22 protein-coding genes and 2 pseudogenes are annotated in these 26,444 nt (G+C 67.5%); 11 read left to right on the top strand and 13 right to left on the bottom strand.

The features are described 5' to 3' along the window. Positions 1-11: 11 nt before the first annotated feature. The 3 genes and pseudogenes from D3880_RS00485 to D3880_RS00475 all read left to right on the top strand — a co-directional run. Positions 12-629, top strand: a pseudogene (locus D3880_RS00485) (7TMR-DISMED2 domain-containing protein); the annotation flags it as partial. A gap of 48 nt (positions 630-677) precedes the next feature. Then, positions 678-2,090 (top strand): sensor domain-containing diguanylate cyclase, encoded by a 1,413-nt coding sequence (locus D3880_RS00480; protein WP_338014520.1) that lies wholly within the window; start codon positions 678-680, stop codon positions 2,088-2,090. 272 nt (positions 2,091-2,362) lie between these two features. Beyond that, entirely contained in the window at positions 2,363-2,995 is a 633-nt protein-coding gene (locus D3880_RS00475) for a glutathione S-transferase family protein (RefSeq protein WP_119891586.1), read from the top strand. Positions 2,996-3,107: 112 nt separating this feature from the next. On the opposite strand, the gene D3880_RS00470 is transcribed toward D3880_RS00475, so the two are convergent. After that, positions 3,108-3,785 carry a type 1 glutamine amidotransferase domain-containing protein gene (locus D3880_RS00470; RefSeq protein WP_119891585.1) on the bottom strand — a complete coding sequence of 226 codons (678 nt, stop codon included), beginning with the start codon at positions 3,783-3,785 and terminating at the stop codon, positions 3,108-3,110. Positions 3,786-4,122: 337 nt separating this feature from the next. Between D3880_RS00470 and D3880_RS00465 the strand changes: the two genes are divergently transcribed. Beyond that, positions 4,123-5,190, top strand: coding sequence for a DUF5924 family protein (locus D3880_RS00465; RefSeq protein WP_119891584.1), 1,068 nt, complete (start codon positions 4,123-4,125; stop codon positions 5,188-5,190). A gap of 398 nt (positions 5,191-5,588) precedes the next feature. Here D3880_RS00465 and hmpA read toward each other — a convergent pair whose 3' ends face one another. Next, positions 5,589-6,770, bottom strand: a complete 1,182-nt coding sequence (gene hmpA / locus D3880_RS00460) for an NO-inducible flavohemoprotein (protein ID WP_119891583.1) — start codon at positions 6,768-6,770, stop codon at positions 5,589-5,591. Positions 6,771-6,918: 148 nt separating this feature from the next. On the opposite strand from hmpA, the gene norR reads away from it, so the two are divergent. Beyond that, complete coding sequence (norR, locus tag D3880_RS00455) at positions 6,919-8,472, top strand: nitric oxide reductase transcriptional regulator NorR (RefSeq protein ID WP_119891582.1); 1,554 nt, start codon at positions 6,919-6,921, stop codon at positions 8,470-8,472. Between the two features lie 142 nt (positions 8,473-8,614). Here norR and D3880_RS00450 read toward each other — a convergent pair whose 3' ends face one another. Beyond that, positions 8,615-9,844, bottom strand: a complete 1,230-nt coding sequence (locus D3880_RS00450; RefSeq protein WP_119891581.1) for a nucleoside recognition domain-containing protein — start codon at positions 9,842-9,844, stop codon at positions 8,615-8,617. A 129-nt stretch (positions 9,845-9,973) separates the two neighbouring features. Here D3880_RS00450 and wrbA point away from each other — a divergent pair, with 129 nt between their 5' ends. From wrbA to D3880_RS23270, 3 genes and pseudogenes are all read left to right on the top strand, one after another. Beyond that, on the top strand, positions 9,974-10,570 hold the full coding sequence (wrbA, locus tag D3880_RS00445; RefSeq protein WP_119891580.1) for an NAD(P)H:quinone oxidoreductase: 597 nt from the start codon (positions 9,974-9,976) through the stop codon (positions 10,568-10,570). 130 nt (positions 10,571-10,700) lie between these two features. Then, a complete protein-coding gene (locus D3880_RS00440; RefSeq protein ID WP_119891579.1) occupies positions 10,701-11,354 on the top strand; it encodes a DUF3313 domain-containing protein in 654 nt (217 codons plus the stop codon). Between the two features lie 257 nt (positions 11,355-11,611). Beyond that, positions 11,612-11,711: pseudogene (locus D3880_RS23270) on the top strand (hypothetical protein); the annotation flags it as partial. A gap of 179 nt (positions 11,712-11,890) precedes the next feature. On the opposite strand, the gene D3880_RS00435 reads toward D3880_RS23270, so the two are convergent. The 7 genes from D3880_RS00435 to D3880_RS00405 all read right to left on the bottom strand — a co-directional run bounded on the left by D3880_RS00435 (position 11,891) and on the right by D3880_RS00405 (position 18,034). Next, positions 11,891-12,670 carry an N-acetylmuramoyl-L-alanine amidase gene (locus D3880_RS00435; protein WP_119891578.1) on the bottom strand — a complete coding sequence of 260 codons (780 nt, stop codon included), beginning with the start codon at positions 12,668-12,670 and terminating at the stop codon, positions 11,891-11,893. Beyond that, a complete protein-coding gene (locus D3880_RS00430; protein ID WP_119891577.1) occupies positions 12,667-13,260 on the bottom strand; it encodes a MarC family protein in 594 nt (197 codons plus the stop codon). The genes D3880_RS00435 and D3880_RS00430 overlap by 4 nt, the downstream gene beginning before the upstream one ends. Before the next feature lie 340 nt (positions 13,261-13,600). After that, a complete protein-coding gene (locus D3880_RS00425) occupies positions 13,601-15,424 on the bottom strand; it encodes a GGDEF domain-containing protein (protein ID WP_119891576.1) in 1,824 nt (607 codons plus the stop codon). Positions 15,425-15,445: 21 nt separating this feature from the next. Beyond that, positions 15,446-16,303: an endonuclease/exonuclease/phosphatase family protein gene (locus D3880_RS00420; RefSeq protein WP_162934912.1), complete on the bottom strand. Its 858-nt coding sequence runs from the start codon at positions 16,301-16,303 to the stop codon at positions 15,446-15,448. A 12-nt stretch (positions 16,304-16,315) separates the two neighbouring features. Continuing rightward, entirely contained in the window at positions 16,316-16,948 is a 633-nt protein-coding gene (locus D3880_RS00415; RefSeq protein WP_119891575.1) for a thiol:disulfide interchange protein DsbA/DsbL, read from the bottom strand. A 144-nt stretch (positions 16,949-17,092) separates the two neighbouring features. Beyond that, positions 17,093-17,698, bottom strand: a complete 606-nt coding sequence (locus D3880_RS00410; protein ID WP_119891574.1) for a c-type cytochrome — start codon at positions 17,696-17,698, stop codon at positions 17,093-17,095. Positions 17,699-17,743: 45 nt separating this feature from the next. Beyond that, on the bottom strand, positions 17,744-18,034 hold the full coding sequence (locus D3880_RS00405; RefSeq protein ID WP_119891573.1) for a c-type cytochrome: 291 nt from the start codon (positions 18,032-18,034) through the stop codon (positions 17,744-17,746). A gap of 187 nt (positions 18,035-18,221) precedes the next feature. Here D3880_RS00405 and yihA point away from each other — a divergent pair, with 187 nt between their 5' ends. Further along, positions 18,222-18,866 (top strand): ribosome biogenesis GTP-binding protein YihA/YsxC, encoded by a 645-nt coding sequence (yihA, locus tag D3880_RS00400; protein ID WP_119891572.1) that lies wholly within the window; start codon positions 18,222-18,224, stop codon positions 18,864-18,866. Between the two features lie 246 nt (positions 18,867-19,112). Here yihA and polA read toward each other — a convergent pair whose 3' ends face one another. Continuing rightward, on the bottom strand, positions 19,113-21,884 hold the full coding sequence (gene polA, locus D3880_RS00395) for a DNA polymerase I (protein WP_119891571.1): 2,772 nt from the start codon (positions 21,882-21,884) through the stop codon (positions 19,113-19,115). Positions 21,885-21,958: 74 nt separating this feature from the next. On the opposite strand from polA, the gene D3880_RS00390 reads away from it, so the two are divergent. Both D3880_RS00390 and D3880_RS00385 read left to right on the top strand, forming a co-directional pair. Then, positions 21,959-22,246, top strand: coding sequence for a DUF2782 domain-containing protein (locus D3880_RS00390; protein WP_119891570.1), 288 nt, complete (start codon positions 21,959-21,961; stop codon positions 22,244-22,246). Positions 22,247-22,259: 13 nt separating this feature from the next. Further along, complete coding sequence (locus D3880_RS00385; protein WP_119891569.1) at positions 22,260-23,210, top strand: homoserine kinase; 951 nt, start codon at positions 22,260-22,262, stop codon at positions 23,208-23,210. Between the two features lie 130 nt (positions 23,211-23,340). Here D3880_RS00385 and D3880_RS00380 read toward each other — a convergent pair whose 3' ends face one another. Together D3880_RS00380 and D3880_RS00375 are read right to left on the bottom strand one after the other, a co-directional pair. Next, entirely contained in the window at positions 23,341-24,027 is a 687-nt protein-coding gene (locus D3880_RS00380; RefSeq protein ID WP_119891568.1) for a TSCPD domain-containing protein, read from the bottom strand. 144 nt (positions 24,028-24,171) lie between these two features. Beyond that, positions 24,172-26,307, bottom strand: a complete 2,136-nt coding sequence (locus D3880_RS00375) for an adenosylcobalamin-dependent ribonucleoside-diphosphate reductase (protein WP_119891567.1) — start codon at positions 26,305-26,307, stop codon at positions 24,172-24,174. Positions 26,308-26,444: the final 137 nt, after the last annotated feature.

Raw genomic sequence — 26,444 nt, 5'->3', positions numbered from 1 at the left:
GGGCTGTGGTGATGCCAGGCGTTGCAGTCCAGGCTCCAGCGATATTGAATAGCCATCACATTATTGACGCCAGCTTCCCGGCATTTCGTCGGAACAGTCGTGCGGCAATTACAGAAGCGCCCGTGGCGGCCGATTCCACGGCCATAACAAGAACTCCGGATTGCCCCGCTCATGCGCATTCTTTTCGCCCTGCTCGCCTGCCTGGGCCTGCTCGTCAGCCAGCATACCCGCGCCGCCGCATCGGCCACCGAGGTGCTGCAGCTGCGCAGCAGCCGGTCGGTCCGCAGGTCGAATACCTGCTCGGCCACGAGGCGCTGGCATTCGAGCAGATCGCCAGCGCGCAACTCCAGTCCGCCTGGCAGCGCAACCCGCGGCAATCGCTGAACCTGCGCATCCAGCGCCAGGGCGCCTGGCTGAAGTTCGACCTCAGCCAGCCCGGCGGTCCGCCGCAGCCCTGGTTCCTCATGATCAAGTGACCGCTGCTCGAGCAGGTCGAGCTGCGCCTGTACCACCATGCCAGCGCCACCTGGAGCACGCCGATGCACGCCGGTACTACGCTGCCGGCCAGCAGCCGGCCGCTGGCGCAGCGCTTGCCGGTGTTTCCGCTGGCCCTGGCGCCGGGCGAGCGGGTCACCGCCTACCTGCACGTGCAGTCGTTCGGGCCGCTGATCGTGCCGATGGCGCTGATGGATGCACCCAGCCTGCACCGCCAGGAGTTGCTAGACAGCATCCTCATCAGTTTGTTCTTCGGCGCCATGCTGGTGATGCTGCTGTACAACGCCAGCCTGTGGTTGTTCACCCGCGACCGCAGCTATGGCTATTACGCCCTCTACCTGCTCATGTCGCTGTGCTACACCCTCGCCCTCACCGGTTTCGGTCCACTGTATCTGGGCCTCGATGGGCCCTGGCTGGCGATTCGCATGTACACCGTGGGTGGCACCCTGTGCTTCGTCCTCGCCGGCCTGTACCTCCATCATTTTCTCGAGCTGCAGCGCCAGGGCGGTTGGCTCAAATGGCTGAACCACGCCAGCATCGGCTACTGGTCGCTGACCTCCCTGCTCCTGCTCCTGGCGCCTTACAGCGCCCTGCTACACCTGCTCAACCCGCAGCTGATGAGCCTGGTTTCCATCGTTTTCGGCCTGGCCACCGGCCTCTATTTGTGGGCCAAGGGCAACCCCTCGGCCAAGCTGTTCACCCTCGCCTGGGCTCTGCTGATCCTCTCCTCCCTGGCGTGCATGCTGGCCCTCGCTGGCCACCTGCCGCTCAACGACCTGACCCTCAACAGCCAGCTGCTGGGCATGGCCGTCGAATTCACCCTGCTCTCCATCGCCCTGGCCGAACGCATCAACCGCGAGCGCGCGCAGCGCATCCAGGCCCAGCAGGACACCCTGGCCTATGCCGAACGCCTGGCCCGCGAGCGCGAGGAGAAGCTGCACGCCCAGCAACAGGCCCTGCGCATCCAGCGGCAGACCAACGAAGAGCTGGAGCAGCGCGTGCGGCAACGCACCCAGGATCTCGAGCAGGCCAAGCTGCGCCTGGAAAGCGCGATCACCGAGCTGGCGCGGCTGAGCCAGACCGACCCGTTGACCGAGCTGTGCAACCGCCGCCATTTCGACGAGTGCATCCGCCAGGAGCTGTGCCGGGCCAAGCGCAGCCAGACCCCGCTGGCGCTGCTGATGATCGATATCGACCACTTCAAGGCGCTCAACGACAACCACGGCCACCCGTTCGGCGACGAATGCCTGCGCGCCGTGGCGGTGCTGCTGCGCCAATTCAGCCAGCGCGCCGGCGACCTGGCCGCGCGCTTTGGCGGCGAGGAATTCATCCTCCTGCTGCCGGGCACCCATCGGACTGCCGCCGGCCTGCTGGCGGAAAACCTGCGCCAGGCCATCGCCGCCCTCGCCCTGCAGCATGACGGCCAAACCGTGCGCCTGAGCGCCAGCATCGGCCTGATCGCCGAGGTGCCGCACCTCGACGCCGGCGTCGACGAGCTGATCAAGCTCGCCGACGCGGCGCTGTACCGGGCCAAGCGCGCCGGCCGTAACCGGGTGGTCGATGCCGCTGAAGAGCCCGTCGACAGTCCCGCCTGAAACGCCGGTCGGGTCGCCGGTGGTGGCGCGTAGGCCTGGACTAAGCTGAGCGCTTGGAGTCTGTTCACGGTCTCGGAAACTCCCCTCTCCCACTGGTGGGAGAGGGGCCGGGGGAGAGGGTGTCAGTCAGCCAACTCAGCCCTCTCCCCAACCCTCTCCCGCCTTTCTTTTATGAAGCACGGGAGAGGGAGCGAAAGCCGCAACTCCGCCGCCAGCGGAAAAATCGCGAACCCGCTCTTAGTCGTCCACCTCCGGCCGCCGAGCAACTTGCCATGTCCAGCTCACCACTGCTCACCCTCTACCATGCCCCGCACAGCCGCTCCACCGGCGTGCTGATCCTCCTGGAAGAGCTCGGCGTCGACTACCAGCTGCAAGTGCTCGACATGCAGGCCGGCGAACTGCGCCAGCCGGCCTACCTGGCGATCAACCCGATGGGCAAGGTGCCGGCGCTCAAGCACGGCGAGGCGCTGGTGACCGAGCAGGTGGCGGTCTATCTGTACCTCGCCGACCTCTATCCCGAGGCCGGCCTCACCCCACCGATCGGCGATCCGCTGCGCGGGCCGTTCCTGCGCTGGCTGGCGTTCTACGGCTGCAGCTTCGAGCCGGCGGTGGTCGACCGCGCCCAGCAGAACGCCCCGGCGCCGCCGGCGCGGTCGCCCTATGGCGATTTCGACACCATGCTCAAGACCCTCGCCGACCAGCTCGGCCATGGCCCCTACCTGCTCGGCGAACGCTTCAGCGCCGCCGACGTGCTCTGGGGCACGGCGCTGGCCTGGACCTGCGCCTTCAAGCTGGTGCCGGAACTGCCGGTGTTCAGCGCCTATATCCAGCGCATCAACGCACGCCCGGCGGTGATCCGCGCGCGGGCCAAGGACGCCGAGCTGGCGGCGGCCCAGCACCGTTAAGGGCAGTCTGAAACAGCGGTCATCCCCGCGCCGGCGGGGAACCAGAAAGTCCGCGGCAGCCGGCTTCCCGCCTGCACGGGAACGCCGGAGCAGGGCATTTTTCCGCGCTTGCTTAGCGCAAGCGCTCCAGCAGGGCCGCGGCCACCGGCTCGGAGGACGCCGGGTTTTGCCCGGTCAGCAGCAGGCCGTCGATCTCGATGTGCGGCTGCCAGTCGGCCGCCTTGCTGTAGTGGCCGCCGTTGGCCTTGAGCATGCCCTCGACCAGGAAGGGCACCACCGCGCTGAGCTGCACCGCCGCTTCCTCACTGTTGGCGAAGCCGGTGACCCGCTTGCCCTGCACCAGCGGGTGGCCATCCGCCCCCTTGACGTGGCGCAACACGCCCGGCGCGTGGCAGACCGCCGCCACCGGCTTGCCGGCGGCGATGAAGGCTTCGATCAGGGCGATGGACACGGCGTCCTCGGCCAGGTCCCAGAGCGGGCCGTGGCCGCCGGGGTAGAACACCGCGTCATGGTCCGCCGCGTCGACGCTGGCCAGCACCGCGGTGTTGGCCAGCGCCGCCTGCGTTTCGCGGTCTTCGGCGAAGCGCCGGGTGGCGGCGGTCTGCGCCTCGGCAGCGCCGCTCTTCGGGTCGAGCGGCGGCTGGCCGCCCTGCGGCGAGGCCAGGGTCAGCGTGGCGCCGGCGTCCTTGAACAGGTAATAGGGCGCGGCGAACTCTTCCAGCCAGAAACCGGTTGGCTGGCCGGTATTGCCGAGCCGGTCGTGGGAGGTCAGCACTATGAGAATCTTCATCGCAAACTCCTCTGGGTGCGGGCGCGAGCGGGCGACCACCGCAAAGTCAGTCTATACGCCCACAGCGAGCAGCCCGGAAGGCATGTGCCTGTTCAGAGTCGAGCACAGCTTTTGTAGGTTAGTCGCGTAGCGGCGTAACCCACCGGCGCTGCCGCCATGGACTCCAGCGTCCCGCAGGGTTGGCGGGTTACGCCTGCGGCTAACCCAGCCTACCCCTCATCGCTCCCCAGGCATCGCCTGCTCGGAGGCTGGCCGGCAAGCGCTTCCCGCTAGCCTAACGGGGCAGTATCCTGCGCCACGCCCGCCACCTGCCGATTTCTGCCGCGACTGCCCGCCCATGCTGATCTGGAAAACCCGTCTGTTCGCCCTGCTCGCCTTTGTTCAGCGTTATCCAGGGTTGGTGGCGGCCGCCGGTTTCGTCTCCGGGGTGGCCAGCTTCATCCTGGTCGACCGCCAGGCCAAGTTCGCCCCGCTGATCGCCGTGCTACTGCTGATCAGCTGGCTGTGGCTGATGCTCGAGGGCCTGTTCACCCGCGTCTTCGCCCGCCTGTTCGGCCGCCCCATCCCGCAGCCGCTGCTGCGCTACGCGACGCAGCTGATCCACCAGGAAAGCCTGTTCTTCGTCCTGCCGTTCTTCTTCGTCACCACCACCTGGAACAGCAGCCAGGCGCTGTTCACCGGCCTGCTGGGGCTCTGCGGCCTGGTGACGATCATCGATCCGCTGTACTACAAATGGCTGGCGCCGCGGCGCTGGCTGTATCTGGCCGTGCACACCCTCGCCCTGTTCGCGGCCCTGCTGGCGGCGCTGCCGATCATCTTCCAGCTGACCACCTCGCAGAGCTACCAGCTGGCCCTCGGCGCCGCGGTGCTGCTGTCCTTCCCCAGCCTGCTGGTGACCTTCCCGATGCAGCGCTGGTGGCGCGGCCTGGCCCTGATCGGCCTGACCCTGGCGCTCGGCGCGGCCGGCTGGCTGCTGCGTTCCTGGGTGCCGCCGGCGACCCTGTGGCTGAGCGAAGTGGCGGTGACCAGCCAGCTCGACAGCCACAATCGCGCCCCGGGCGAGAGCCTGAAACAGGTCAGCGCCGCCCAGCTGCGCAGCGCCGGGCTGTACGCCTACACCGCGATCAACGCGCCGCGTGGCCTGGAGGAACGCATCTTCCACGTCTGGCGGCGCAACGGTCAGGAGGTCGACCGCATCGCCCTGGACATCCACGGCGGGCGCAAGGACGGCTACCGCGCCTGGACCCACAAGCAGAACTTCCCCGCCCAGGTCGCCGGCCGCTGGCAGGTGCAGGTGGTCACCGACAACGGCCAGCTGATCGGCGTGCTGCGCTTCGAGGTCACCGACACGCCAGGCGCGCCGGTCGAGGCGCCAGCCGCTCCAGCGACTGGGAAAACGCCTTAGAGCTTGTCTCGGATCTCGCGAACTAGAGCGAGACAAGGCGCAACGACCAGCGGGAGTAACAGCCGAAGGCTGGCCCAAAGGGCGAGCGGAGCGAGTCAAACGGCCGAGGAAGCGGAGTTTACGAGCTGTAAATGAGCATGACTCGTTGCACTCGCCCTCCGGGTCGCGCTGAAGCGCGTTAGCCGCAAGCGGCTTGCCGAGGCTGTTTTTAACGCAGTATCGCCGACGCGCAGCAGATCCGAGACAGGCTCTTAGAACCTATTCAAGGTCTCGCCCGTGAGCATGTGCTGCCGGCGTGATGGTGGATAAGAAAAGCGTTATCCACCCTACCCAGCCTGCCAGTCCGCGTAGGGTGGAAAACTGCGAAGCATTTTCCACCGATGGCCCGGGCCAGGCCCTCAGCCTTCCAGCGCCGCCGCCGGGCCGAAGAACTCGTAGTGGCTCTGGCTTTCCGGCACCCCCAGCTCGCGCAGGTGGCGCTTGACCTGGGCCATGAACGGCTTGGGCCCGAGGAAATAGGCGTCGACATCGCGGCTCTCCGGCAACCAATCGGCCAGTTGCTCGCGGCTGAGCAGGCCGTGCGCATCGCCGCGCTCGCCGGCGCGCGGCTCGCTGTAGCAGAAGAAGCGCCGCACCTGCGCATGCGCCGCGCTCAAGGCCTCGACCCGCTCGGCGAAGGCCTGCACGCCAGCGTGCCGCGCGCAATGCACGAAGTGGATCGGCCGGCCGCTGGCGGCGCTGGCTTCGAGCATGGCCAGCGTCGGGGTGATGCCGACCCCGGCGCTGATCAGCACCAGCGGCTTGGCCGACGGACGCAGGACGAAGTCGCCGGCCGGGGCGAACAGCTCCAGTTCGTCGCCTTCCTTGACCCGCTCGTGCAGATGGTTGGACACCCGCCCGCCGGCCTCGCGCTTGACGCTGATGCGGTACTCGCGGCCGTTCGGTGCGGCGGACAGCGAATAGTTGCGGCGCACTTCCTCGCCGTCCAGCTGCAGGCGCAGGCCGATGTACTGGCCGGGCGTGTAATCGGCGACCGCGCCACCATCCACCGTTTGCAGGTAGAAGGAAGTGATCTCCTCGCTCTCGCACACCTTGCGCGCCACGCGGAACGCCCGGCCACCGCGCCAGCCACCGGGAGCCTGTTCGTTGGTGGCGTAGACTGCTTCCTCGGCGCCGATCAGCAACTCGGCCAGCTGGCCATAGGCGGCGCCCCAGGCGGCGATCACCGCATCGGTGGCGATTTCGGCGCCGAGCACCTCGCGGATCGCCCGCAGCAGGCAGCTGCCGACGATCGGGTAATGCTCAGGCAGCACCTGCAGCGACACATGCTTGTTGACGATCTGCCCGACCAGCGGACCGAGCGCTTGCAGGCGGTCGATATGCCGGGCGTACATCAGCACGCCGTTGGCCAGCGCGCGCGGTTGCTCGCCGCTGGCCTGGTGGGCCTGATTGAACAGCGGGCGCACCTCGGGATGCTCGCTGAGCATCAGGCGGTAGAAATGCGTGGTCAGCGCTTCACCACCGCTTTCCAGCAGCGGCACCGTGGCTTTGATCAGGGCGAGATGGTCGGCAGACAGCATTGGGCATTCCTCGTGTCAGTGAAAGATCTGCCTTGACCTTTCCAGAATTCGTGCCAGCTTTTACCCCCATATAAATCAGATACTTATGCACTAAGCTGTATTTATGACAACGCCAGGGTCGATGTCATAAACACAACACGGAGTCTTAATGACAACCAACCCGCTGCTCCAGGCCCTGCTGCCGCTGGTCGACGACCTCAGCCGCGAGCTGGCCGAAGGCGAACGCTACCGGCGCCTGCTCAGCGCCCTGCGCGGCCTGATCCCCTGCGACGCCACCGCGCTGCTGCGCCTGGACGGCGAGCAGCTGATCCCCCTGGCGGTCGACGGCCTCAGCGCCGACTGCCTCGGCCGCCGCTTCACCCTCGCCGAGCACCCGCGCTTCATGGCCCTGCTGGCCAGCCCGGCGCCGACCCGCTTCGCCGCCGACAGCGGCCTGCCCGACCCCTACGACGGCCTGGTCGAAGCGCACAGCGGCCAGCTGGAAGTGCACGACTGCCTGGGTTGTCCGCTGCTGATCGACGACCAGCCCTGGGGCCTGCTGACCCTCGACAGCCTCGACCCGGCGCGCTTCGCCCAGGCCGACCTGGACAACCTCGAGGCCTTCGCCCGCCTGGCCGCCGCCACGGTCAAGGCCAACGGCCGGCTGGTCAGCCTGACCCGCCGCGCCGAAGCCGAGCACCAGTTGGCCGAGCGCTACCGCGCGGTCGCCGGGCAGGCTGAAAGCCCCGAGTTGATCGGCCAGAGCCCGGCGCACAAGCGCCTGCTGGCGGAGATCGACACGGTCGCCGGCAGCGACCTGACCGTGCTGATCGGCGGCGAGACCGGGGTCGGTAAGGAACTGGTGGCGCAGACCCTGCACGCCCGTTCGCCCCGCGCCGCGCGGCCGCTGATCAGCCTCAACTGCGCGGCGCTGCCGGAGGCGCTGGTGGAGAGCGAGCTGTTCGGCCATGTGCGGGGCGCCTTCTCCGGCGCCCACAGCGAGCGCAGCGGCAAGTTCGAGCTGGCCGACGGCGGCAGCCTGTTCCTCGACGAGGTCGGCGAGTTGCCGCTGGCGGTGCAGGCCAAGCTGCTGCGCGTGCTGCAGAGCGGTCAATTGCAGCGCCTCGGCTCCGACCGCGAGCACCGGGTCGACGTGCGCATCCTCGCCGCCAGCAACCGCGACCTGGCCGAGGAAGTGCGCGCCGGGCGTTTTCGCGCCGACCTCTACCACCGCCTCAGCGTCTACCCGCTGAAGGTGCCGCCGCTGCGCGAGCGCGGTCGCGACGTGCTGCTGCTGGCCGGCTACTTCCTCGAACAGAACCGCACCCGCCTGCACCTGCGCAGCCTGCGCCTGGGCGCGGCGGCGCAGGCCGCACTGCTGGCCCACGACTGGCCGGGCAATGTGCGCGAGCTGGAACACCTGATCGGCCGCGCCGCGCTCAAGGCCCTGGCCGGCCACGCCGAGCGGCCGCGCATCCTCAGTATCGAGGCCGAGCATCTGGATCTGGCGACGCCAGCCGCAGCGCTTGCAGCCACCCAGAGCGACAGCCCGCTGCCCGCCGGACAGGATCTGCGTACGGCGGTGGAGGCCTACCAGCGCCAGCTGATCCAGGCTGCCCTGCACCGTCAGCACGGCAACTGGGCGGCGACCGCCCGCGAACTCGGCCTCGACCGCGCCAACCTGCACCGCCTGGCCAGCCGCCTAGGGTTGAAGCAGGCGTAGCCCCGAGGCAATCCGGAGGCCAGTCCGTAGGATGGGTTGAGCGCAGCGATACCCATCCTGGCGGTTCGATGGGTATCGCAAGCTCAACCCATCCTACAAAGCAGCCCGTGGCCAGGAGGGCGCCCGGGCTAGCGCAAGGCCTTCAACCGAAGAACCAGTAGCACACGCCGATCGCCGCCAGCACCCCGGCCAGGTCGGCGAGCAGGGCACAGCCGACCGCGTGGCGAGCGCGCTGGATGCCGACCGCGCCGAAGTACACGGCGAGCACGTAGAAGGTGGTTTCGGTGCTGCCCTGGATGGTCGCCGCCACCAGCGCCGGGAAGCTGTCGACGCCGTGGGTCTGCATGGTCTCGATCAGCATGGCGCGCGCCGCACTGCCGGAGAACGGCTTGACCAGTGCGGTCGGCAGCGCCTCGACGAAGCGCGTGTCCCAGCCGGCCCACTCGACCAGCGCGCGGATGCCATCGAGGCCGAATTCCAGCGAGCCGGAGGCGCGCAGCACACCGACCGCGCAGAGCATGGCGACCAGGTAGGGCAGCAGGTTCTTGGCCACGTCGAAGCCTTCCTTAGCGCCCTCGACGAAGCTCTCGTAGACCCGCACTTGCTTCAGCGCGCCGAGCAGCAAGAAAGCGATGATCACGCCGAACAGGGTCAGGTTGCCGAGCAGCGACGACAGCGCGGCCAGCGCCACGGCCGAGAGGGTGAAGAGGAAGGCGACGAAGCTGCCGAGCAGGAGCATGCCGCCGAGCAGCCAGGCCAAGAGCACCGGGTCCCACAGGCGGATGCGCTGCATCAGCGCCACCGACAGCAGCGCGGTGAGGTTGGCGCAGAAATGCGCCAGCAGGATCGGCAGGAACACCAGGGTCGGGTCGGCCGCGCCCTGCTGCGCGCGGTACATGAAGATCGACACCGGCAGCAGGGTCAGCGACGAGGCATTCAGGCACAGGAAGAGGATCTGCGCGTTGCTCGCCGTGGTGCTGCTCGGGTTGAGCTCCTGCAGGGCGCGCATGGCCTTGAGGCCGATCGGCGTGGCGGCGTTGTCCAGGCCCAGGCCGTTGGCGGCGAAGTTGAGGGTGATCAGACCGAGCGCCGGATGGCCGCGCGGCACTTCCGGCATCAGCCGGGCGAACAGCGGGCCGAGGGCGCGGCCGAGAGCGTCGACCAGACCGGCCTTCTCGGCGATGCGCAGGAAGCCCAGCCACAGGGTCAGGGTGCCGAACAGCAGGACCATCACCTCGACCGACAGCTTGGCCATGGCGAACAGGCTCTCGACCATGCGCGCGAACACCGTCGCGTCGCCGCCGACCAGCCAGGCGTTCAGCGCCGCCACCGTCGCCACCAGGAAAAACCCCAGCCACAGGCCATTGAGCATCGTCGTCCCCCAGGGTTGTCTGCCGCGCCGATGATAACGGCCGGCCGCGCCGCCGTCGCGCAAGCTTCACGGCGGCGGGCTAGGCTGATGCGTTCAAGCCGTGTCGCGACAGTGCTGAGGAGATCCGCGATGAAGAAGATTCTGGTGCTGTATTACTCGATGTACGGCCATATCGAGCGCATGGCCGAGGCGGTCGTCGAAGGCGCGCGCAGCGTGCCGGGGGTGGAGGTGACGCTCAAGCGGGTGCCCGAGACCATGCCCGCGGACGTCGCCCGCAACGCCGGCGCCAAGCTCGACCAGCCCGCGCCGGTGGCCAGCGTGCAGGAGCTGGCGGACTACGACGCCATCCTGTTCGGCACCCCGACCCGCTTCGGCAACATGTGCGGGCAGATGCGCAGCTTCCTCGACCAGACCGGCGGCATGTGGGTCAGCGGCGCGCTGATCGGCAAGCTGGCCAGCGTGTTCACCAGCACCGGCACCGGCGGCGGCTCGGAAACCACCATCACCTCGTTCTGGCATACCCTGGCCCACCACGGCATGCTGATAGTCGGTTTGCCGTACAGCGCGCCGGAGCTGAGCGACATCAGCGAACTGCGCGGCGGCTCACCCTACGGCGCGGCGACTGTGGCCGGCGCCGATGGCTCGCGCATGCCGAGCCTCATGGAGCTGGCCCTGGCCACGTACCAGGGCGCCCATGTGGCGAAACTGGCCACGCGTTTGCAGTGATTCTCCGCCGACCCTTGCACTCTGGATGCAATCCGGCAGCGGATGTGGCAGTTTCTCGGAGTCCATCCGGGCTACCGGACTGTAACCACTTAGGAACAGAATTTTTCCAAGACCATCAGGAGTTTCACGGATGACCAAACCGCTTATTGTCGGCGCCCTCGCCTTCGGCCTGCTGCTGGCCGGCTGCTCCAGCTCGACCACCCAGCCCGAGCAGTACTCGGGCTTTCTCGGCGACTACTCGCAACTCAAACCGGCCACCTCGGCCAGCGGCGCACCGGTGCTGCGCTGGACCTCGCCCGGCCTGGACCTCAGTCGCTACGACTCGGTGCTGGTGGAGCGCCCGCAGTTCTATCCCAAGCCGCAGCCGAGCGCGCAGGTCAGCCAGCAGACCCTCGACCAGATCGCCACCTACCTGCAGCAGACCATGCAGCGCGAACTCAACGGCCAGATGAAGGTCGTTCAGCAGCCGGGGGCGAATACCCTGGTGCTGCGTTCGGCGATCAGCTCGGTGGATGTTTCGCCGGAAGGCCTCAAACCCTACGAGGTGATCCCCATCGCCCTTGTGGTCGCCGCCGCCAGCACCGCCGCCGGCACCCGCGACGAGAACACCTCGATCTACGTCGAGATGCAGGCGTTGGATGCGGCCAGTAACAAGGTGGTGGCGCAAGTGGTGCGCAAGGGCAGCGGTCTGCAGCTGGAAAACACCAGCACCCAGCTGAGCCTCAAGGACCTGCAACCGGTGCTGGATGTGTGGGCCAAGGACGCGCACAACTTCCATCCGTGATGGGGTGTTGAGCGCGCCGACCCCGGCGGGCACCTACCGGTAGCCGCCGAGGTCGGCGTTGCTGCTGCCTGACCCGGCCCTGCGCGGAGGTACTCCCTGTACCCCTAGACCGCTTCGAACCTGACACATTCAGAGCCGCCAGGCCCCCTGGTCATGCGCCGCCCCTCCTCGGGTGGGCGCAGATTCAAGCCAACTCTCCGACCCACCGAATCCGCAGCAGTTCGGCTCGCCCTGCAATTGCACGGCGCGGCGGAGCTCTGGCCGAACGCTTCCTCGCCCGCTTCGTCAAGGACTACGCGCGCCGCGCCGGGCAATATCCGCGAGCTGCGCAACGTCATCAGCGCGGCCTCGCTGTTGGTACTGCGTTGAAACGTGAAGTCGCAGCGCTGGTGAAGGCATAACCCTTCGTTCCAGCCGACCGCCCCGCGGCGGCTGAATTTTCCCGTTTTATTTCAACTGCTTGGATGACTCGCCCGGAAGCCGGCAGGGCACTTTGCACGATGCGCAGGGCCAAGCAGCTTGCCCCGGCACGGCGCTCAGCGCGGGCTACCGTTGAGTACGCTGAGCAGCGCCGCCGTCTGCGCATCCGCCTGGCCATCGCAGCGGCTCGGCCGGTAATGCATTTGGAACGCCGCCAGCACCTGGCGGGTCGGCGCATCCAGCTCGCCACTCTGCGGCACGGCATAGCCGAGGCGCCGTAGCTGCTGCTGGAACCAGCCGGCGCTCGGCGGCGCCTGGGCGAAGCGTGCCTGCGCGCGCGCCACCGCGCCGGCTTCCGGCCAGCGCCCGAGGCCGGCGGCGGCGAGGCGCTGCCAGGGGAACAGCGGCCCGGGATCGAGCTTGCGCTGTGGCGCGATGTCGCTGTGGCCGACAATGTTCTCCGGGGCGATGCGGTAGCGCTGGACGATGTCCTTGAGCAGCACGATCAGCGCCTCGATCTGCTCCTCGCGGTAGGGATACCAGACTCGGCCGTTGGCGCTGTCCGCGTAGCCCGGGTTGACCAGTTCGATACCGATCGAGCTGGAGTTCAGCCAGGTGCGCCCCTGCCATTCACTCTCGCCGGCATGCCAGGCGCGCTGGTTTTCGTCGACCAGCCGGTAGATGGTCGGCGGCGCCGCGCCGATCAGGTAATGGCTGCTGAGCTCGCCGTGGGTCAGCAGTTGCAGCGAGTGTTGCAGGTCGGTGGAGGTGTAATGCAGGACGACGAACTGCACCCGGCTGTCGTAGCTGGCCGAGGGATGCGAATTGTCGATTTGCGGGCCGCCGGCGCAACCGGCCAGCAACGCCAGGATCAGGGCGAACGCGGGGGTCTTCATGGGCTGATATGCAGAATGCTTTGCAGGTTATCGAGGAGCATATCGACACTGAGCATGATCAGCAGCATGCCGGTCAGGCGTTCGATCGCCGTCAGCCCGCGCGCACCGAGGAAACGCTGCAGGAAAGACGCCTGGAGCAGGATCACCGCGGTCGCCAGCCAGGCCAGCAGCACCCCCAGGTACAGCTCCCAGAGCGGCGCCGCGTGGGTGTTGCGCAGGGTCAGCAGCACCGCCAGCGCCGACGGCCCGGCCACCGCCGGGGTGGCCAGCGGCACCAGCAGCGGCTCGCCACCGGGCAGCTCGCCGAGCACGCCCTGCGGCGGCGGGAAGATCAGGCGCATGGCGATGACAAAGAGAATGATGCCGCCGGCGATCGCCGTGGCCTCGCGCGACAGGCCGAGGCCGCTGAGGATCTTGTCGCCGAAGGTGAGGAACAGCAGCAACAGCACCAGGGCGAACAGCAACTCGCGCAGGGCCACGCGCACCCGGCGCTCGGGGGCGACGCTCTTCAGCGCGGCGATGAAGATGGCGATGTTGCCGAACGGGTCCATGACGAAGAACAGCAGCAGGGCGATGCTGAAGATATCCATGACGCACTCCAGAACAGGTGCGCCTAGTGTAGAGGCTGGCGCCGGCCGCCACAGTCAGGAAAGCGCCGCGCGCGTGGGGCTTTTCAACCCAGCTCACGATCTCGCGAGCGAGAACCAGACAAGGCGAAACGCAGCGAAGCGGAGTAACAGCTGCAGGCTGGCCCGCAGGGCGAGTGCAGCGAGTAAATCGGGCGAAGAAGCGCAGTTTACGAGCCGTAAATGAGCATGACTCGCTGCGCTCGCCCCTTCGGGGCCGCACTGAAGTGCGTTAGCCGCAAGCGGCTTCTGAGCCCGATTCCAACGCCGTATGGCCGACGCGCAGCAGATCGTGAGCAGGTCCTCAGTTCAGCTCGAGACGGTTGCGCCCACCGCGCTTGGCCCGGTACAGCGCCTGGTCGGCGCGTTCGAACACCGCCACGGCCTGGTCCCCGGCGGCGAACGCCGTCAGCCCGCCGGACAGGGTGATGCACAGCGGCTCGCCCTTGAAGTGGAACGGGCAAGCCTCGACGGCCTGGCGCAGGGTTTCCAGCACCTGCTGGCCGCCCGCCAGCGGCGTGCCCGGCAGCAGCAGGACGAATTCCTCGCCGCCGAAGCGGGCGATGAAGTCGGTCTTGCGCAGGCGCCGGGCCAGTTCGCCGGCGATGATCTTCAGCACCTTGTCGCCGGCCAGATGGCCGAAGCCGTCGTTGATCCGCTTGAAGTGGTCGATGTCCAGCACCGCCAGCAGCAACTCGCCGCCATAGCGCTGCCAGCGCGCCACTTCCAGCTCCAGGCGTTCGCCCCAGGCCGCGCGGTTGGGCAGACCGGTGAGCGGGTCGACCAGGGCCTTCTGCCGTTGGACCTCCAGTCTTTCGCGAAAGCCCTGGGCGTCCTGCTCCATCACCGCCACCCGCTCGACCAGGGTCTGCAGGCGGCCGCTGACCGCCTGCTCGCGGGCATCGCGCTGACGCTGGTACTCACCCATGCTGCCGAGAAGGTTTTCCAGGCGACTTTCCAGGGCGCGCTTGAGGCTGTCGAGATCGGCCGCCTCCTGCACGCTCAGCTGCAGATCGCTGACCTGTTCGCGCAGCTGGTCGTCGAGCGCGCGTCTGCTCTGCAGCGAGTCGGCATAGCCCTCGTGGGCGGCGCTGAGGCTGCCGAGGAAGGCCGCCAGGCGCTCGTTGAGCTGCTTGAGGTAGCCGGCGAACTCGCGCTGGCCACTGTCGGTGACCGCCAGCACCAGCACCGCCAGATCGTCCAGCGCCGGCACCAGTTCGTACCAGTTCAACCCTCCCTGCAGGCGCTGGCGCAGCGCTTCGCCTTGCGGCTGGTGCAGGGGCGGCAGCTCGAGTTCGTCGAGCAGCTTGCGCAGGCTCTCGGCCACGTGCGGGGCGATGGCGCTGTAGCCCGGCTCGGCGGCCGGCAGGGCGAAGGCCGGATCGCCCGTGCCGAGCAGCACGCTGGCCGCCAACGGCAGGCTGTCCAGCAGCGACGCGGCGGGCGGCGACGCGAGGGGTTCGGCCACGGCCGCCAGCCGCTCGGCGGGCCATGGCATGGCCGGCTGATGCTCGTTGGATAGCGTGCTGGTAACGGCGGCCGGCCCAGCCGCGGCGGCTGGCGGGCTGCTGGCGAGCGCTTGGGCGCCGTCGGCCAAGGCGTCGTCGCGAGCGCCGAACAGGCGCTGCAGCAGGCCGGGGCGTTCGCCGCTGTCCGCCTGCTCCAGGCTGGTCAGGGCCTGCCGCTGCAAGCCGCTCAGCTCGCCGAGCAGCAGCGGCAGTTCGCGGCTCTGCCGGGCGCGCTCGTCGATGCGTTTGCCGAACTGCTTGAGGGCCTTGCGCACCTCGCGCGGCAGCTCCAGCTGCAGCAATTGCTGAGTGAGGCCATTGAGGCCGCTGACGGTCCGTTCGAGGCGTTGCTGGCGGCGTTGCTCGGAGTCCAGCACGGCCTTTTCCAGACGCGGAATCAGCGCCGCCAGACCGGCGTCCATCTGCTCGCCGCGGATGATCTCGCGCAGCTCCAGCATGCACTGGTCGACCGCCTTGTCGGCCCCCTCGGCGGCCAGCGAGCTGCGCACCAGGCCGCGGCGCAGCAGATCGAGACGCGCATCCCAGCGCCGTTCGAGCTGCTCCTGCTGCTCGAGGTTATCGAAGTATTTGTCCTTCCAGCGCTGGGCGTCGTCGGTCATAGGGATCTGCTAGCGGGCGCCTCACAACAGCATGGGCAGCGTATCGCCGGCAAGAGACTCCGGCAGGCGGATTTCCACCGCCACCGGCAGGTGATCGGAGATCGTCTGCGTCAGCACCTGCACGCGCTCCAGGGTCAGGCTGGGGCTGAGGAGGATGTGGTCGAGGCAGCGCTGCGGTCGCCAACTGGGGAAGGTCGCCTCGACTTGCGGCGCCAGCAGGCCGAGATCGCGCAGCGGCGAGTTCTCCAGCAGGTCGCTGGCATGGGTGTTCATGTCGCCCATCAGCACCTGATGACGATAGCCGCCGATCAGCTCGCGGATATAGGCGAGCTGGCGGGTGCGGGTACGCGGGCCGAGCGACAGGTGCATCATCACCACCGCCAGCGCCTCGGCGCCCTCGCCGAAGCGCAGCAGGATCGCCCCGCGCCCGGGCGGGCCGGGCAGCGGGTGGTCTTCCAGCAAAGACGGCTGCAGGCGGCTGAGCACGCCGTTGCTGTGCTGGGCCAGATGGCCGAGGTTGCGATTGAGCTGCTGGTACCAGTAGGGAAAGGCGCCGAGCTGGGCCAGGTGCTCGACCTGATTGACGTAGCCGGAGCGCAGGCTGCCGCCGTCGACCTCCTGCAGGGCGACCAGATCGTAGTCGCCGAGCAGGGCGCCGATGCGCTGCAGATTGCCAGCGCGACCTTGGTGCGGCAGCAGGTGCTGCCAGCCGCGGGTCAGGTAGTGGTGAAAGCGCTCGGTGCTGTTACCGACCTGAATATTGAAGCTGAGCAGCCGCAGACGCCCGTCGGCGGGCAAGCCGTCGCGCTCCGGGCAGCGGCGGTTGAGCTGCGGACGCCGCAGGCCAACCGTGCGCTCATTGCCCCAGCGACGCAGCATGGTCATGGCTCCTTACTGGGCCGCGCGCTCTTTGGCGATCAGCTGGTCGGCGACGTCCAGGGCCTGTTCCGGGCCGCCGGCGGAGCCGATGTCGAAGCGGTACTTGCCATTCACCACCAGCACCGGCACGCCAGTGATCTGATAGGCCATGGCCAGCTTCTTGGCTTTTTCCATCTGGCTCTTCACGCCGAAGGAGTTGTAGGCCTTGAGGAAGGCATCCTTGTCGATGCCCTGGGCGGCGAGGAACTCGGCCATTTCTTCCGGGGTCGCCAGTTTCTTGCCGTCCTTGTGGATGGCTTCGAAAATCGCCGCGTGCACCCGTTGCTCGACCTTCATCGCCTCGAGGGTAATGAACAGCTGGCCGTGGACGTTCCACACCCCGCCGAACAGCGCCGGGATGCGTACGAAGTTGACGTCGGCCGGCAGCTTCTCGACCCAGGGGTTGAGGGTCGGCTCGAACTGGTAGCAGTGCGGGCAGCCATACCAGAACAGCTCCACCACCTCGATCTGGCCGGGCTTGGACACCGGCACCGGGCTGCTCAGCTCGACGTATTGCTTGCCGGCCTCGATCGGCTCGGCGGCCTGGGCAGGCAGACCGAACAGGCTCGCCGTGACGAGAGCGGCGGAAAGAATCAGGTTACGCATGCTTTACTCCTTGGCAGATGGCTACCGCTGGCGGCGGACCTTGTTTCGACCGGCACTGCGCGGGGCGGGTTCCGGCTATTGTAACGGCGCCCCCAATGAAAAAGGGTGGCCTTGGCCACCCTTTTTCGTAAACCCGTTCGAGCCTTAGTGCAGGCCCTGGATATAGCTGGAAACCGCCGCGATATCCTTGTTGCTCAGCTTGGCCGCGATGGAACGCATGACCAGGGTGTCGCCATCGTTGGTGCGGTTGCCTTCGCGGAAGTCGGTCAGCTGCTTGGCCACATACTGGGCGTGCTGGCCGCCGATCTGCGGGAAGCCGGCAGCGGCATTACCCGCGCCATTCGGCGAGTGGCAACCGGTGCAGGCCGGCATGCCTTCGGTCATCTTGCCACCGCGGAACAGCTCTTCGCCACGGGCCACCAGCTTCGGGTCGGCGGCGCCGACGCTCATCTTCTGGCTGGCGAAATAGGCGGCGATATCGGCCAGGTCCTGGTCGCTGACATTGGTCAGCAGACCGGTCATTTCCAGAACCTGGCGGTTGCCGGCCTTGATGTCGTGCATCTGTTTGAGCAGGTAACGCTCGCCCTGGCCGGCCAGTTTCGGGAAGTTCGGCGCCGGGCTGTTGCCGTCGGCACCGTGGCAGGCGCCACACATAGCAGCTTTGCCCTGACCGGCTGCGGCGTCGCCTGCGGCGTGAGCCATACCGGTGATGCCCAGGGTCAACAGCAGACTCACGAGTACTTTGTTCATCAGCTAATCCAATTACGGCTAAGGGGAGAGAAATCCAGTGCGGGTTTAACGGGCCATCCACTCGATGACGGCCTGATAGTCCGCGGCGCTACAGTCGGTGCACAAACCGCCAGGCGGCATGGCATTGAAACCAGTGGTGACGCGCTGCACCAGGGTGTCCATGCCCTGGTCCAGGCGCGGCTTCCAGGCCGCCGTGTCGCCTTGTTTCGGCGCCATCGGCAGCTGCCCAGCATGACAGGCGCCACAGGCACGGCTGAACACCGCTTCCGGGTCCTGGGCAGCCTGGGCACTGCAGGCCAACAGTATGCTAGTGGCTGCGAGCAGCGACAATTTCATCAGATTGACCTCATCAGGGACGCAACGTCCTGCGTTCTTGATGCGCAGACTCGCTTAAATCGTTCCCATGAACGCCAGCCCTGGCGGGACAAAGCGCACACAAAATCTGCGGCATTATATACTGGGGTCGCTCAAACGGAAACGAAACCGCCCCCTGCGACACCGCGTCGCACCTGTGGAAACCCCCATGTCTGTGAAAAATCCGATTCTTGGCCTGTGCCAACAAGCCTCCTTCCTGATCAGTGCCGCCAAGGTCGATCAGTGCCCGGACGACAGCGGCCTGGAAGTGGCCTTCGCCGGCCGCTCCAACGCCGGCAAGTCCAGCGCCCTGAATACCCTGACCCACGCCAACCTGGCGCGCACCTCGAAAACCCCGGGGCGCACCCAGTTGCTGAACTTCTTCCGCCTCGACGACGAGCGCCGCCTGGTCGACCTGCCGGGTTACGGCTACGCCAAGGTGCCGATCCCGCTGAAGCAGCACTGGCAGCGCCATCTGGAGGCCTATCTGGGCAGCCGCGAGAGCCTGGCCGGGCTGATCCTGCTGATGGATATCCGCCATCCGCTGACCGAATTCGACTGCATGATGCTCGACTGGTCGGTGGCCAGCGGCATGCCCATGCACATCCTGCTGACCAAGGCCGACAAGCTGGCCTTCGGTGCGGCCAAGAACGCGCTGCTCAAGGTGCGCCAGGATCTGCACAGGGGCTGGGGCGAGGCGGCGAGCCTGCAGCTGTTCTCGGCGCCCAAGCGCCTGGGCATCGACGAGGCGCAGACGGTGTTGGCGCGCTGGCTGCAGCTGGAGGACACGCCGGCGGCAGAGGCCGAGGGCTGAATCGCAGGCAAAAAAAACCCCGAGCTTCGTATGGGGAGGGGGAGGCTCGGGGTTTAAGATCTGAACCGCTAGGGCGGGGTCCAGAGATCTGCCAACACTTAACACAACATTAGGAGCACCGAAGGGCTTCATCAGCCATTCGCAAACTCTGACCACCGCCTTCGCACGAAAGTTCAGGCCATTGCTAAAACTCGTTAGCAATAATGACAAAAAAGTTTATTCCCATAGGCTCTAAGCACTGATTCATCAGTGCGCCTCATCCCAGTTGGCGCCGACGCCGACCTCCACCAGCAACGGCACCTCCAGTTCGGCGGCACCGCTCATGCGCGGGCGGATCTGCTCGCGCACCTGCTCGACCAGATCCTCGCGCACCTCCAGCACCAGTTCGTCGTGGACCTGGAGGATGACCTTGGCATCCAGCCCGGACTCGCCCAGCCAGGCGTCCACCGCCACCATGGCGCGCTTGATGATGTCCGCCGCGGTGCCCTGCATCGGCGCGTTGATCGCCGTGCGTTCGGCACCTTTGCGCAGGGCCTGATTCTTCGAGTTGATCTCCGGCAGGTACAGGCGGCGACCGAACAGGGTCTCGACGAAGCCCTGCTGCGCCGCCTGCTCGCGGGTGCGTTCCATATAGGCGAGCACGCCCGGGTAACGGGCGAAGTAACGGTCGATATAGGCCTGCGCCTGCTTGCGGTCGACGCCGATCTGCTTGGCCAGGCCGAAGGCGCTCATGCCGTAGATCAGGCCGAAGTTGATCGCCTTGGCGCTGCGCCGCTGATCGTGGCTGACCTGGTCCAGAGCCACGCCGAACACTTCGGCGGCGGTGGCACGGTGCACATCGCGATCGTGGCGGAAGGCATCCAGCAAGCCCGCATCCTTGGCCAGGTGAGCCATGATGCGCAGCTCGATCTGCGAGTAGTCGGCGGACAGCAGCCGGTAGCCCGGCGGGGCGATGAAGGCCTGGCGGATGCGCCGGCCTTCCACCGTTCTGATCGGGATGTTCTGCAAGTTCGGATCGGTCGACGACAAGCGCCCGGTGGCCGCCACCGCCTGGTGATAGGAGGTGTGGATGCGCCCGGTGCGCGGGTTGATCTGCTCCGGCAGGCGGTCGGTGTAGGTGCTCTTCAGCTTGCTCAGGGTGCGGTACTGCATCAGCACCTTGGGCAGCGGGAAGTCCTGCTCGGCCAGCTCGGCGAGCACGTTTTCGGCGGTCGACGGCTGGCCCTTGGCGGTCTTGCTCAGCACCGGCAGGCCGAGCTTGTCGTAGAGGATCACCCCGAGCTGCTTGGGCGAGCCGAGGTTGAACTCCTCGCCGGCGATGGCGAAGGCCTCGCGTTCCAGCGCCACCAGCTTGTCGCCGAGCTCGCGGCTGTGCTCGCCGAGCAGCTTGGCATCGACCAGCGCGCCCTGGCGCTCGATGCGCGCCAGCACCGGCACCAGCGGCATCTCGATCTCGCTGAGCACCTTGGCCAGGCTCGGCGTGGCCTGCAACTTGGCCCACAAGGTCTGGTGCAGGCGCAGGGTCAGGTCGGCATCCTCGGCGGCGTAGGGGCCGGCCTGTTCGAGGGCGATCTGGTCGAAGCGCAGCTGCTTGGCGCCCTTGCCGGCGATATCCTCGAAGGCGATGGTGGTCTCGTCGAGGTATTTCAGCGCCAGGCTGTCCATGTTGTGGCGGGTGGCGGTGGAATCCAGCACGTAGGATTCGAGCATGCTGTCGAAGGCCACGCCCTGCAGGGCGATGCCGTAACGGGCGAGGACGTTGATGTCGTACTTGGCGTGCTGGCCGAGCTTGGCCTTGTGCGGGTCTTCCAGCAACGGTTTGAGTGCATTCAGCACGGTTTCACGGTCGAGCTGCTGCGGCACGCCCATGTAGGCGTGGGCCAGCGGCACATAGGCGGCCTCATGCGCCTGCACGGCGAAGGACAGGCCGACCAGTTCGGCCTGCTGGGCGTCGAGGCCGGTGGTCTCGGTGTCGAAGGCGATCAGCTCGGCGCTTTTCAGCTTCTCCAGCCAGGCGTCGAAACGCGCCGGGTCGAGGATGGTTTCATAGTGCTTGGCAGAGTCGCCCGACTCGCGCGCCGGCTCGGCAGCCGCCGCTGCCTGGTCGAACAGCCCGCCAGTCGGGGCGGGCGCGGCCAGGACCTGGCGCTGCACCTCCTCGACCCAGCTCTTGAACTCCAGCTCGCGGTACAGCTCGAGCAGCGCGGCGTTGTCCGGCGCGCCGGGATGCAGCTGGTCGATCTCGACGTTGAGTTCGACATCCAGCTTGATGGTCGCCAACTGGTAGGACAGATAGGCCATCTCACGGTGCTCGGCGAGCTTGGCCGCCAGCGTCTTGGCGCCACGGATCGGCAGCTCGGCGACCTTGTCGAGGTCGGCGTAGAGCACGTCGAGGCCGCCGCCGACGCCGACCAGCAGGCCCAGCGCGGTCTTCTCGCCGACCCCGGGGACGCCGGGGATGTTGTCGACCTTGTCGCCCATCAGCGCCAGGTAGTCGATGATCAGCTCAGGACCGACACCGAATTTCGCTTTCACGCCATCCACGTCGTAGACGCTACCGGTCATGGTGTTGACCAGGGTAACGTGCGGGCAGACCAGCTGCGCCATGTCCTTATCGCCGGTGGAGATCACCACATCGCGGCCGCTGGCGGCGCAGCGCCGGGCCAGGGTGCCGATCACATCGTCGGCCTCGACGCCGTCGACGCACAACAGCGGCAGGCCGAGGGCGCGCACGCTGGCGTGCAAGGGTTCGATCTGCACGCGCAGCTCGTCCGGCATCGACGGCCGGTTGGCCTTGTACTCGGCGAACATGGCGTCGCGGAAAGTCCCGCCCTTGGCGTCGAAGACCACCGCGAAGGGGCTGTCCGGGTACTGCTTGCGCAGGCTCTTGAGCATGTTCAGCACGCCCTTCACCGCGCCGGTGGGCAGCCCCTTGGAGGTGGTCAGCAGCGGCAGGGCGTGGAAGGCGCGATACAGGTAGGAAGAACCATCGACCAGGACCAGGGGAGCGTGTGACATGAGCGGGATCAACCTTTTCGACGGGGCCAGGGCTAAACTAGCTGGAACATTGACGACAAAGGGACAAGGTTATCATGCGCACACTCAACCGCCTGGTGCTGGCCAGCCTGCTCGTCCTCAGCCCGCTGGCGGCGCACGCCGCCGATGAGCAGCCGAGTGGTGAGCCGGACGTGACCATCCGCCAGGAAGGTGACAAGACCATTCAGGAATACCGGGTCAACGGCTTCCTCTATGCCATCAAGGTCACGCCGAAGACCGGCAAGCCCTACTTCCTGGTGCGTGCCGACGGCAGCGATGGCAACTTCGTGCGCTCCGACTACCCGGACATGCTGATCCCGGCCTGGGAGATCTTTAAATGGTAAGGCAGGGCTGAGAATGTCGGTGTTCACCCCCCTCGAGCGCCACGAACTGGAGGCCTTTCTCGCCCCCTACGGGCTCGGCCGGCTGAAGGACTTCCAGGGCATCGCCGCCGGCAGCGAGAACAGCAACTTCTTCGTCAGCCTGGAGCAGGGCGAATACGTGCTCACCCTGGTCGAGCGCGGCCCGCGCCAGGACCTGCCGTTCTTCCTCGAACTGCTCGACGTACTGCACGCCGCCGAGCTGCCGGTGCCCTACGCCCTGCGCACCAGCACGGGCGAGGCCTTGCGCAGCCTGGCGGAGAAACCGGCGCTGCTGCAACCACGGCTGCCCGGCAAGCACGTCACCTATGCCAACACCCATCACTGCGCCGAAGTCGGCACGCTGCTGGCGCGCCTGCACCTGGCGACCCGCTCGCGCATCCTCGAACGCCGCAGCGATCGCGGCCTCGACTGGATGCTCGCCGAAGGCCCGAGCCTGGCCCTGCAGCTGACCGACGCCGAGGTGCCGTTGCTGCGCGCGGCGCTGGCGGAAATCGCCAGCCGCCACGCGCAGATCCTCGCCCTGCCGCGCGCCAACCTGCATGCCGACCTGTTCCGCGATAACGTGCTGTTCGACGGCAACCACCTGTCCGGGGTGATCGACTTCTACAACGCCTGCGCCGGTCCCATGCTCTACGACCTGGCGATCGCCGTGAACGACTGGTGCTCGGAGGCCGACGGCAGCCTCGACGCGCCGTGCGCGCGCGCGCTGCTCGGCGCCTACGCCACGCTGCGGCCGTTCACCCCGGCCGAGGCCGAGCTGTGGCCGACCCTGCTGCGGGTCGCCTGCGTGCGCTTCTGGCTGTCGCGGCTGATCGCCGCCGAAGCCTTCGCCGGCCAGGCGGTGCTGATCAAGGACCCCGGTGAATACCGCCAGCAGCTGACGCAGCGCCAGCGGAACAGCGTGCCGTTGCCGTTCGCGTTGTAGCGCTTCGTTCTGCTTCGCTCAGCTCGGCACGGCGGCAGCACCGGTATTCGGCTAGCCCCCCCCTGGCGCCGCTCCGTGTCATAGCCCCCCCGCCCGGCCATCCCGGCCCGGGCGTTCGCCTGTTGCCGTCTCACCCGCACTTGGAATAGCCGCAATTCAGGCAGGTGGCGCAGCCTTCCATCTGCACCACCGCCTGGGTGCTGCACTTGCCACAGAGCTGCGCGCCGGGCGGGAAGCCTTCGCCCGGTTCGGCCTTCGACACGCCCAGACGCGCCTCGTAGGCAGCGCGCTTCTCGGCCAGGTACAGGCGCTGTTCCTCGCCGAGCTGCGGGCCTTCCATCAGGCCGATGGCGATCAGATGGCGTTCCAGCACCGCACCGATCTCGGCGACGATCGACGGCATGTAGCCACCGCCGCGCTTGAGGTAGCCGCCGCGCGGGTCGAACACCGCCTGCAGCTCCTCGACCAGGAAAGTGCAGTCGCCGCCCTTGCGGAACACCGCCGACATAATCCGCGTCAGCGCGACTATCCACTGGAAGTGCTCCATGCCCTTGGAATTGATGAAGATCTCGAACGGCCGGCGCTGCTCGTGGGGCGTGCCGGGGTTGAGGACGATGTCGTTGATGGTCACGTACAGGGCGTGCTCGAACAGCGGCGACTTGATCTTATAGGTGGCGCCGACCAGGGTCTCCGGGCGCTGCAGGGTCTCGTCCATCTGCACCACGGCGGCGGCTTCCGCGGCGGCCTGGCGGGCGCGCTCGGCCTCCGCGTCGACCACCGCGAAGCGCTTGATCTTCTGGCTGATCTTGATGCTCATCGGACGCTCCTCGAAGCGGGCTGGAGGTAGGCCGTAGTGTGGAAAACCGCGCAGCGTTTTCCACCGCAAAGCCGGTGGATGAAAAAAGCGTCATCCACCCTACGGACTCCGCGCGCCCAGCAGAGGGAGCGCGGAGAAAACGCCTCAATACTTGCCGTAATAGCCTTCCTTCAGCGCCTCGAACAGGTTGGCGGCGCTGTGCACCTCGCCGTCGTATTCCACCTCCTCGTTGCCCTTGAGCTCGACCACGCTGCCGTCCTCCAGCTCGAAGCGGTAGCGGGTGTTGGTCAGGTCGGCGTCCTTGACCAGCACGCCCTGGAACGCCGCCGGGTTGAAGCGGAAGGTGGTGCAGCCCTTGAGGCCCTGACGCCAGGCGTAGCGGTAGATGTCCTTGAACTGCTCGAAGGGGTAGTCGGTGGGCACGTTGGCGGTCTTGGAGATCGACGAGTCGACCCATTTCTGCGCCGCCGCCTGGATGTCCACGTGCTCCTGCGGGCTGATCTCGTCGGCGCTGACGAAGTAGTCGGGCAGGCGCCCGGCGCCGGGCTTGGCGCCGGCATTGACCAGGTTGCGGTAGGCCAGCAGCTCGTAGCTGAGCACCTCGACCTTGGCCTTGCTCTTGCGCCCGGGGCGGATCAGGTTGCGCGAATACTGGTGGGCGAAGCTCGGTTCGATGCCATTCGAGGCGTTGTTGGCCAGGCTCAGGCTGATGGTGCCGGTGGGCGCGATGGAGCTGTGGTGGGTGAAGCGCGCGCCGTGCTCGGCCAGCGCGGCGACCAGTTGCGGCGCGTGCTCGGCGAGGCGCTGCATATAGCGCGAATACCTGGCGTGCAGCACCCGGCCGGGCACCCGGTCGCCGAGCTTATAGCCGTCGGCGGCCATTTCCGGGCGCAGGCGCAGCATCTGCGCGCTCACCGCGAACTCCTCACTGAGCAGCGGCGCCGGGCCTTTCTCCTTGGCCAGCTGCAGCGCTTCCTCCCAGCCGACCAGGGCCAGCTCGCGCGCCACCTGCTCGGTGAACGCGCAGGCCTCGGCGCTGCCATAGCGCAGCTTGAGCAGGCACAGCGCCGAGCCGAGGCCGAGAAAGCCCATGCCATGCCGGCGCTTGGCGAGGATCTCCGCACGCTGCTCGGCCAACGGCAGGCCATTGAGCTCGACCACGTTGTCGAGCAGGCGAGTGAACACCCGCACCACCTCGCGGAAGCGCTCCCAGTCGAAACGCGCCTGGGCGGCGAACGGCTCGAGGACGAAACCGGTGAGGTTGATCGAGCCGAGCAGGCAGGCGCCGTAGGGCGGCAGCGGCTGCTCGCCGCAGGGGTTGGTGGCGCGGATGCTCTCGCACCACCAGTTGTTGTTCCACTCATTGACCCGATCGATGAGGATGAAGCCCGGCTCGGCGTAGTCGTAGGTGGCGAGCATGATCATGTCCCACAGATGGCGGGCCTTGACCTGGCCGTAGACCTTGCAGGCCACTCGCCCCTCGGCGTCGACCACGTAACCCTCGTGCAGCGGCCAGTCGCGCCAGCGCACGCGGGCCGGGTCGCCGAGGTCGAAGTCGGTGCGCTCATGGCCGTGCAGGGGGAACAGCAGCGGCCAGTCGCCGTCGTCCTCGACCGCCTGCATGAAGTCGTCGCTGATCAGCAGGCTCAGGTTGAACTGGCGCAGCCGGCCGTCCTCGCGCTTGGCGCGGATGAACTCGCGCACGTCCGGGTGGGCGATGTCGAAGGTGGCCATCTGCGCGCCGCGCCGCCCGCCGGCGGAGCTGACGGTGAAGCACATCTTGTCGTAGATATCCATGAACGACAGCGGCCCGCTGGTGTAGGCGCCGGCGCCCGAGACATAGGCGCCGCGCGGGCGCAGGGTGCTGAACTCGTAGCCGATGCCGCAGCCGGCCTTGAGCGTCAGGCCGGCCTCGTGGAGCTTGCCGAGGATGGCGTCCATCGAATCGCGGATACTGGCCGACACCGTGCAGTTGATCGTCGAAGTGGCCGGCTTGTGCGCCTCGGCGCCGGCGTTGGCGATGATCCGTCCGGCCGGAATGGCGCCGTTGCGCAGCGCCCAGAGGAAGCGCTCGGCCCAGTACGCGCGGCTGTCGGCATCCCGCTCGACCGCCGCCAGCGCCTGCGCCAGCCGCTGCCAGGTGCCGTCGAGATCGGCGTCGACGGGCCGCCCGCGCTTGTCGCGCAGGCGGTACTTGCTGTCCCAGATGTCCAGCGACGCCGGCTGCAGCGGCAGCTCGGCCGAAGTGCGGTTCTGCGGTTCCTGGCCGGACTTGGGCATGGCCACTCCTCCTGTGCGACAGGGTTATAGACACCTTAGACAGGCTAGCCGTCCACGGCGCCGCTCATCGTATTTCCCCGGGCTACTCCATTTGGGGGAGGGACAACGCGACGGCGCAGGCCTATGGTGACCGGACA

Source organism: Pseudomonas cavernae (assembly GCF_003595175.1).
Classification (GTDB): Bacteria; Pseudomonadota; Gammaproteobacteria; order Pseudomonadales; family Pseudomonadaceae; genus Aquipseudomonas; species Aquipseudomonas cavernae.
This window is presented reverse-complemented; position numbering and strand designations above follow the sequence as displayed.

What these genes read in the sequence shown, in the direction of transcription:
- D3880_RS00480 (WP_338014520.1), top strand. Translation starts at nt 678, where the DNA reads ATGGCGCTGATGGATGCACCCAGCCTGCACCGCCAGGAGTTGCTAGAC.
- D3880_RS00440 (WP_119891579.1), top strand. Translation starts at nt 10,701, where the DNA reads ATGACCAAACCGCTTATTGTCGGCGCCCTCGCCTTCGGCCTGCTGCTG.
- D3880_RS00465 (WP_119891584.1), top strand. Translation starts at nt 4,123, where the DNA reads ATGCTGATCTGGAAAACCCGTCTGTTCGCCCTGCTCGCCTTTGTTCAG.
- yihA (WP_119891572.1), top strand. Translation starts at nt 18,222, where the DNA reads ATGTCTGTGAAAAATCCGATTCTTGGCCTGTGCCAACAAGCCTCCTTC.
- D3880_RS00470 (WP_119891585.1), bottom strand. Translation starts at nt 3,785, where the DNA reads ATGAAGATTCTCATAGTGCTGACCTCCCACGACCGGCTCGGCAATACC.
- D3880_RS00425 (WP_119891576.1), bottom strand. Translation starts at nt 15,424, where the DNA reads ATGACCGACGACGCCCAGCGCTGGAAGGACAAATACTTCGATAACCTC.
- D3880_RS00375 (WP_119891567.1), bottom strand. Translation starts at nt 26,307, where the DNA reads ATGCCCAAGTCCGGCCAGGAACCGCAGAACCGCACTTCGGCCGAGCTG.
- D3880_RS00435 (WP_119891578.1), bottom strand. Translation starts at nt 12,670, where the DNA reads ATGAAGACCCCCGCGTTCGCCCTGATCCTGGCGTTGCTGGCCGGTTGC.
- D3880_RS00475 (WP_119891586.1), top strand. Translation starts at nt 2,363, where the DNA reads ATGTCCAGCTCACCACTGCTCACCCTCTACCATGCCCCGCACAGCCGC.
- wrbA (WP_119891580.1), top strand. Translation starts at nt 9,974, where the DNA reads ATGAAGAAGATTCTGGTGCTGTATTACTCGATGTACGGCCATATCGAG.
- D3880_RS00405 (WP_119891573.1), bottom strand. Translation starts at nt 18,034, where the DNA reads ATGAAATTGTCGCTGCTCGCAGCCACTAGCATACTGTTGGCCTGCAGT.
- D3880_RS00390 (WP_119891570.1), top strand. Translation starts at nt 21,959, where the DNA reads ATGCGCACACTCAACCGCCTGGTGCTGGCCAGCCTGCTCGTCCTCAGC.
- D3880_RS00450 (WP_119891581.1), bottom strand. Translation starts at nt 9,844, where the DNA reads ATGCTCAATGGCCTGTGGCTGGGGTTTTTCCTGGTGGCGACGGTGGCG.
- D3880_RS00410 (WP_119891574.1), bottom strand. Translation starts at nt 17,698, where the DNA reads ATGAACAAAGTACTCGTGAGTCTGCTGTTGACCCTGGGCATCACCGGT.
- polA (WP_119891571.1), bottom strand. Translation starts at nt 21,884, where the DNA reads ATGTCACACGCTCCCCTGGTCCTGGTCGATGGTTCTTCCTACCTGTAT.
- D3880_RS00430 (WP_119891577.1), bottom strand. Translation starts at nt 13,260, where the DNA reads ATGGATATCTTCAGCATCGCCCTGCTGCTGTTCTTCGTCATGGACCCG.
- D3880_RS00385 (WP_119891569.1), top strand. Translation starts at nt 22,260, where the DNA reads ATGTCGGTGTTCACCCCCCTCGAGCGCCACGAACTGGAGGCCTTTCTC.
- norR (WP_119891582.1), top strand. Translation starts at nt 6,919, where the DNA reads ATGACAACCAACCCGCTGCTCCAGGCCCTGCTGCCGCTGGTCGACGAC.
- D3880_RS00415 (WP_119891575.1), bottom strand. Translation starts at nt 16,948, where the DNA reads ATGCGTAACCTGATTCTTTCCGCCGCTCTCGTCACGGCGAGCCTGTTC.
- hmpA (WP_119891583.1), bottom strand. Translation starts at nt 6,770, where the DNA reads ATGCTGTCTGCCGACCATCTCGCCCTGATCAAAGCCACGGTGCCGCTG.
- D3880_RS00380 (WP_119891568.1), bottom strand. Translation starts at nt 24,027, where the DNA reads ATGAGCATCAAGATCAGCCAGAAGATCAAGCGCTTCGCGGTGGTCGAC.
- D3880_RS00420 (WP_162934912.1), bottom strand. Translation starts at nt 16,303, where the DNA reads ATGCTGCGTCGCTGGGGCAATGAGCGCACGGTTGGCCTGCGGCGTCCG.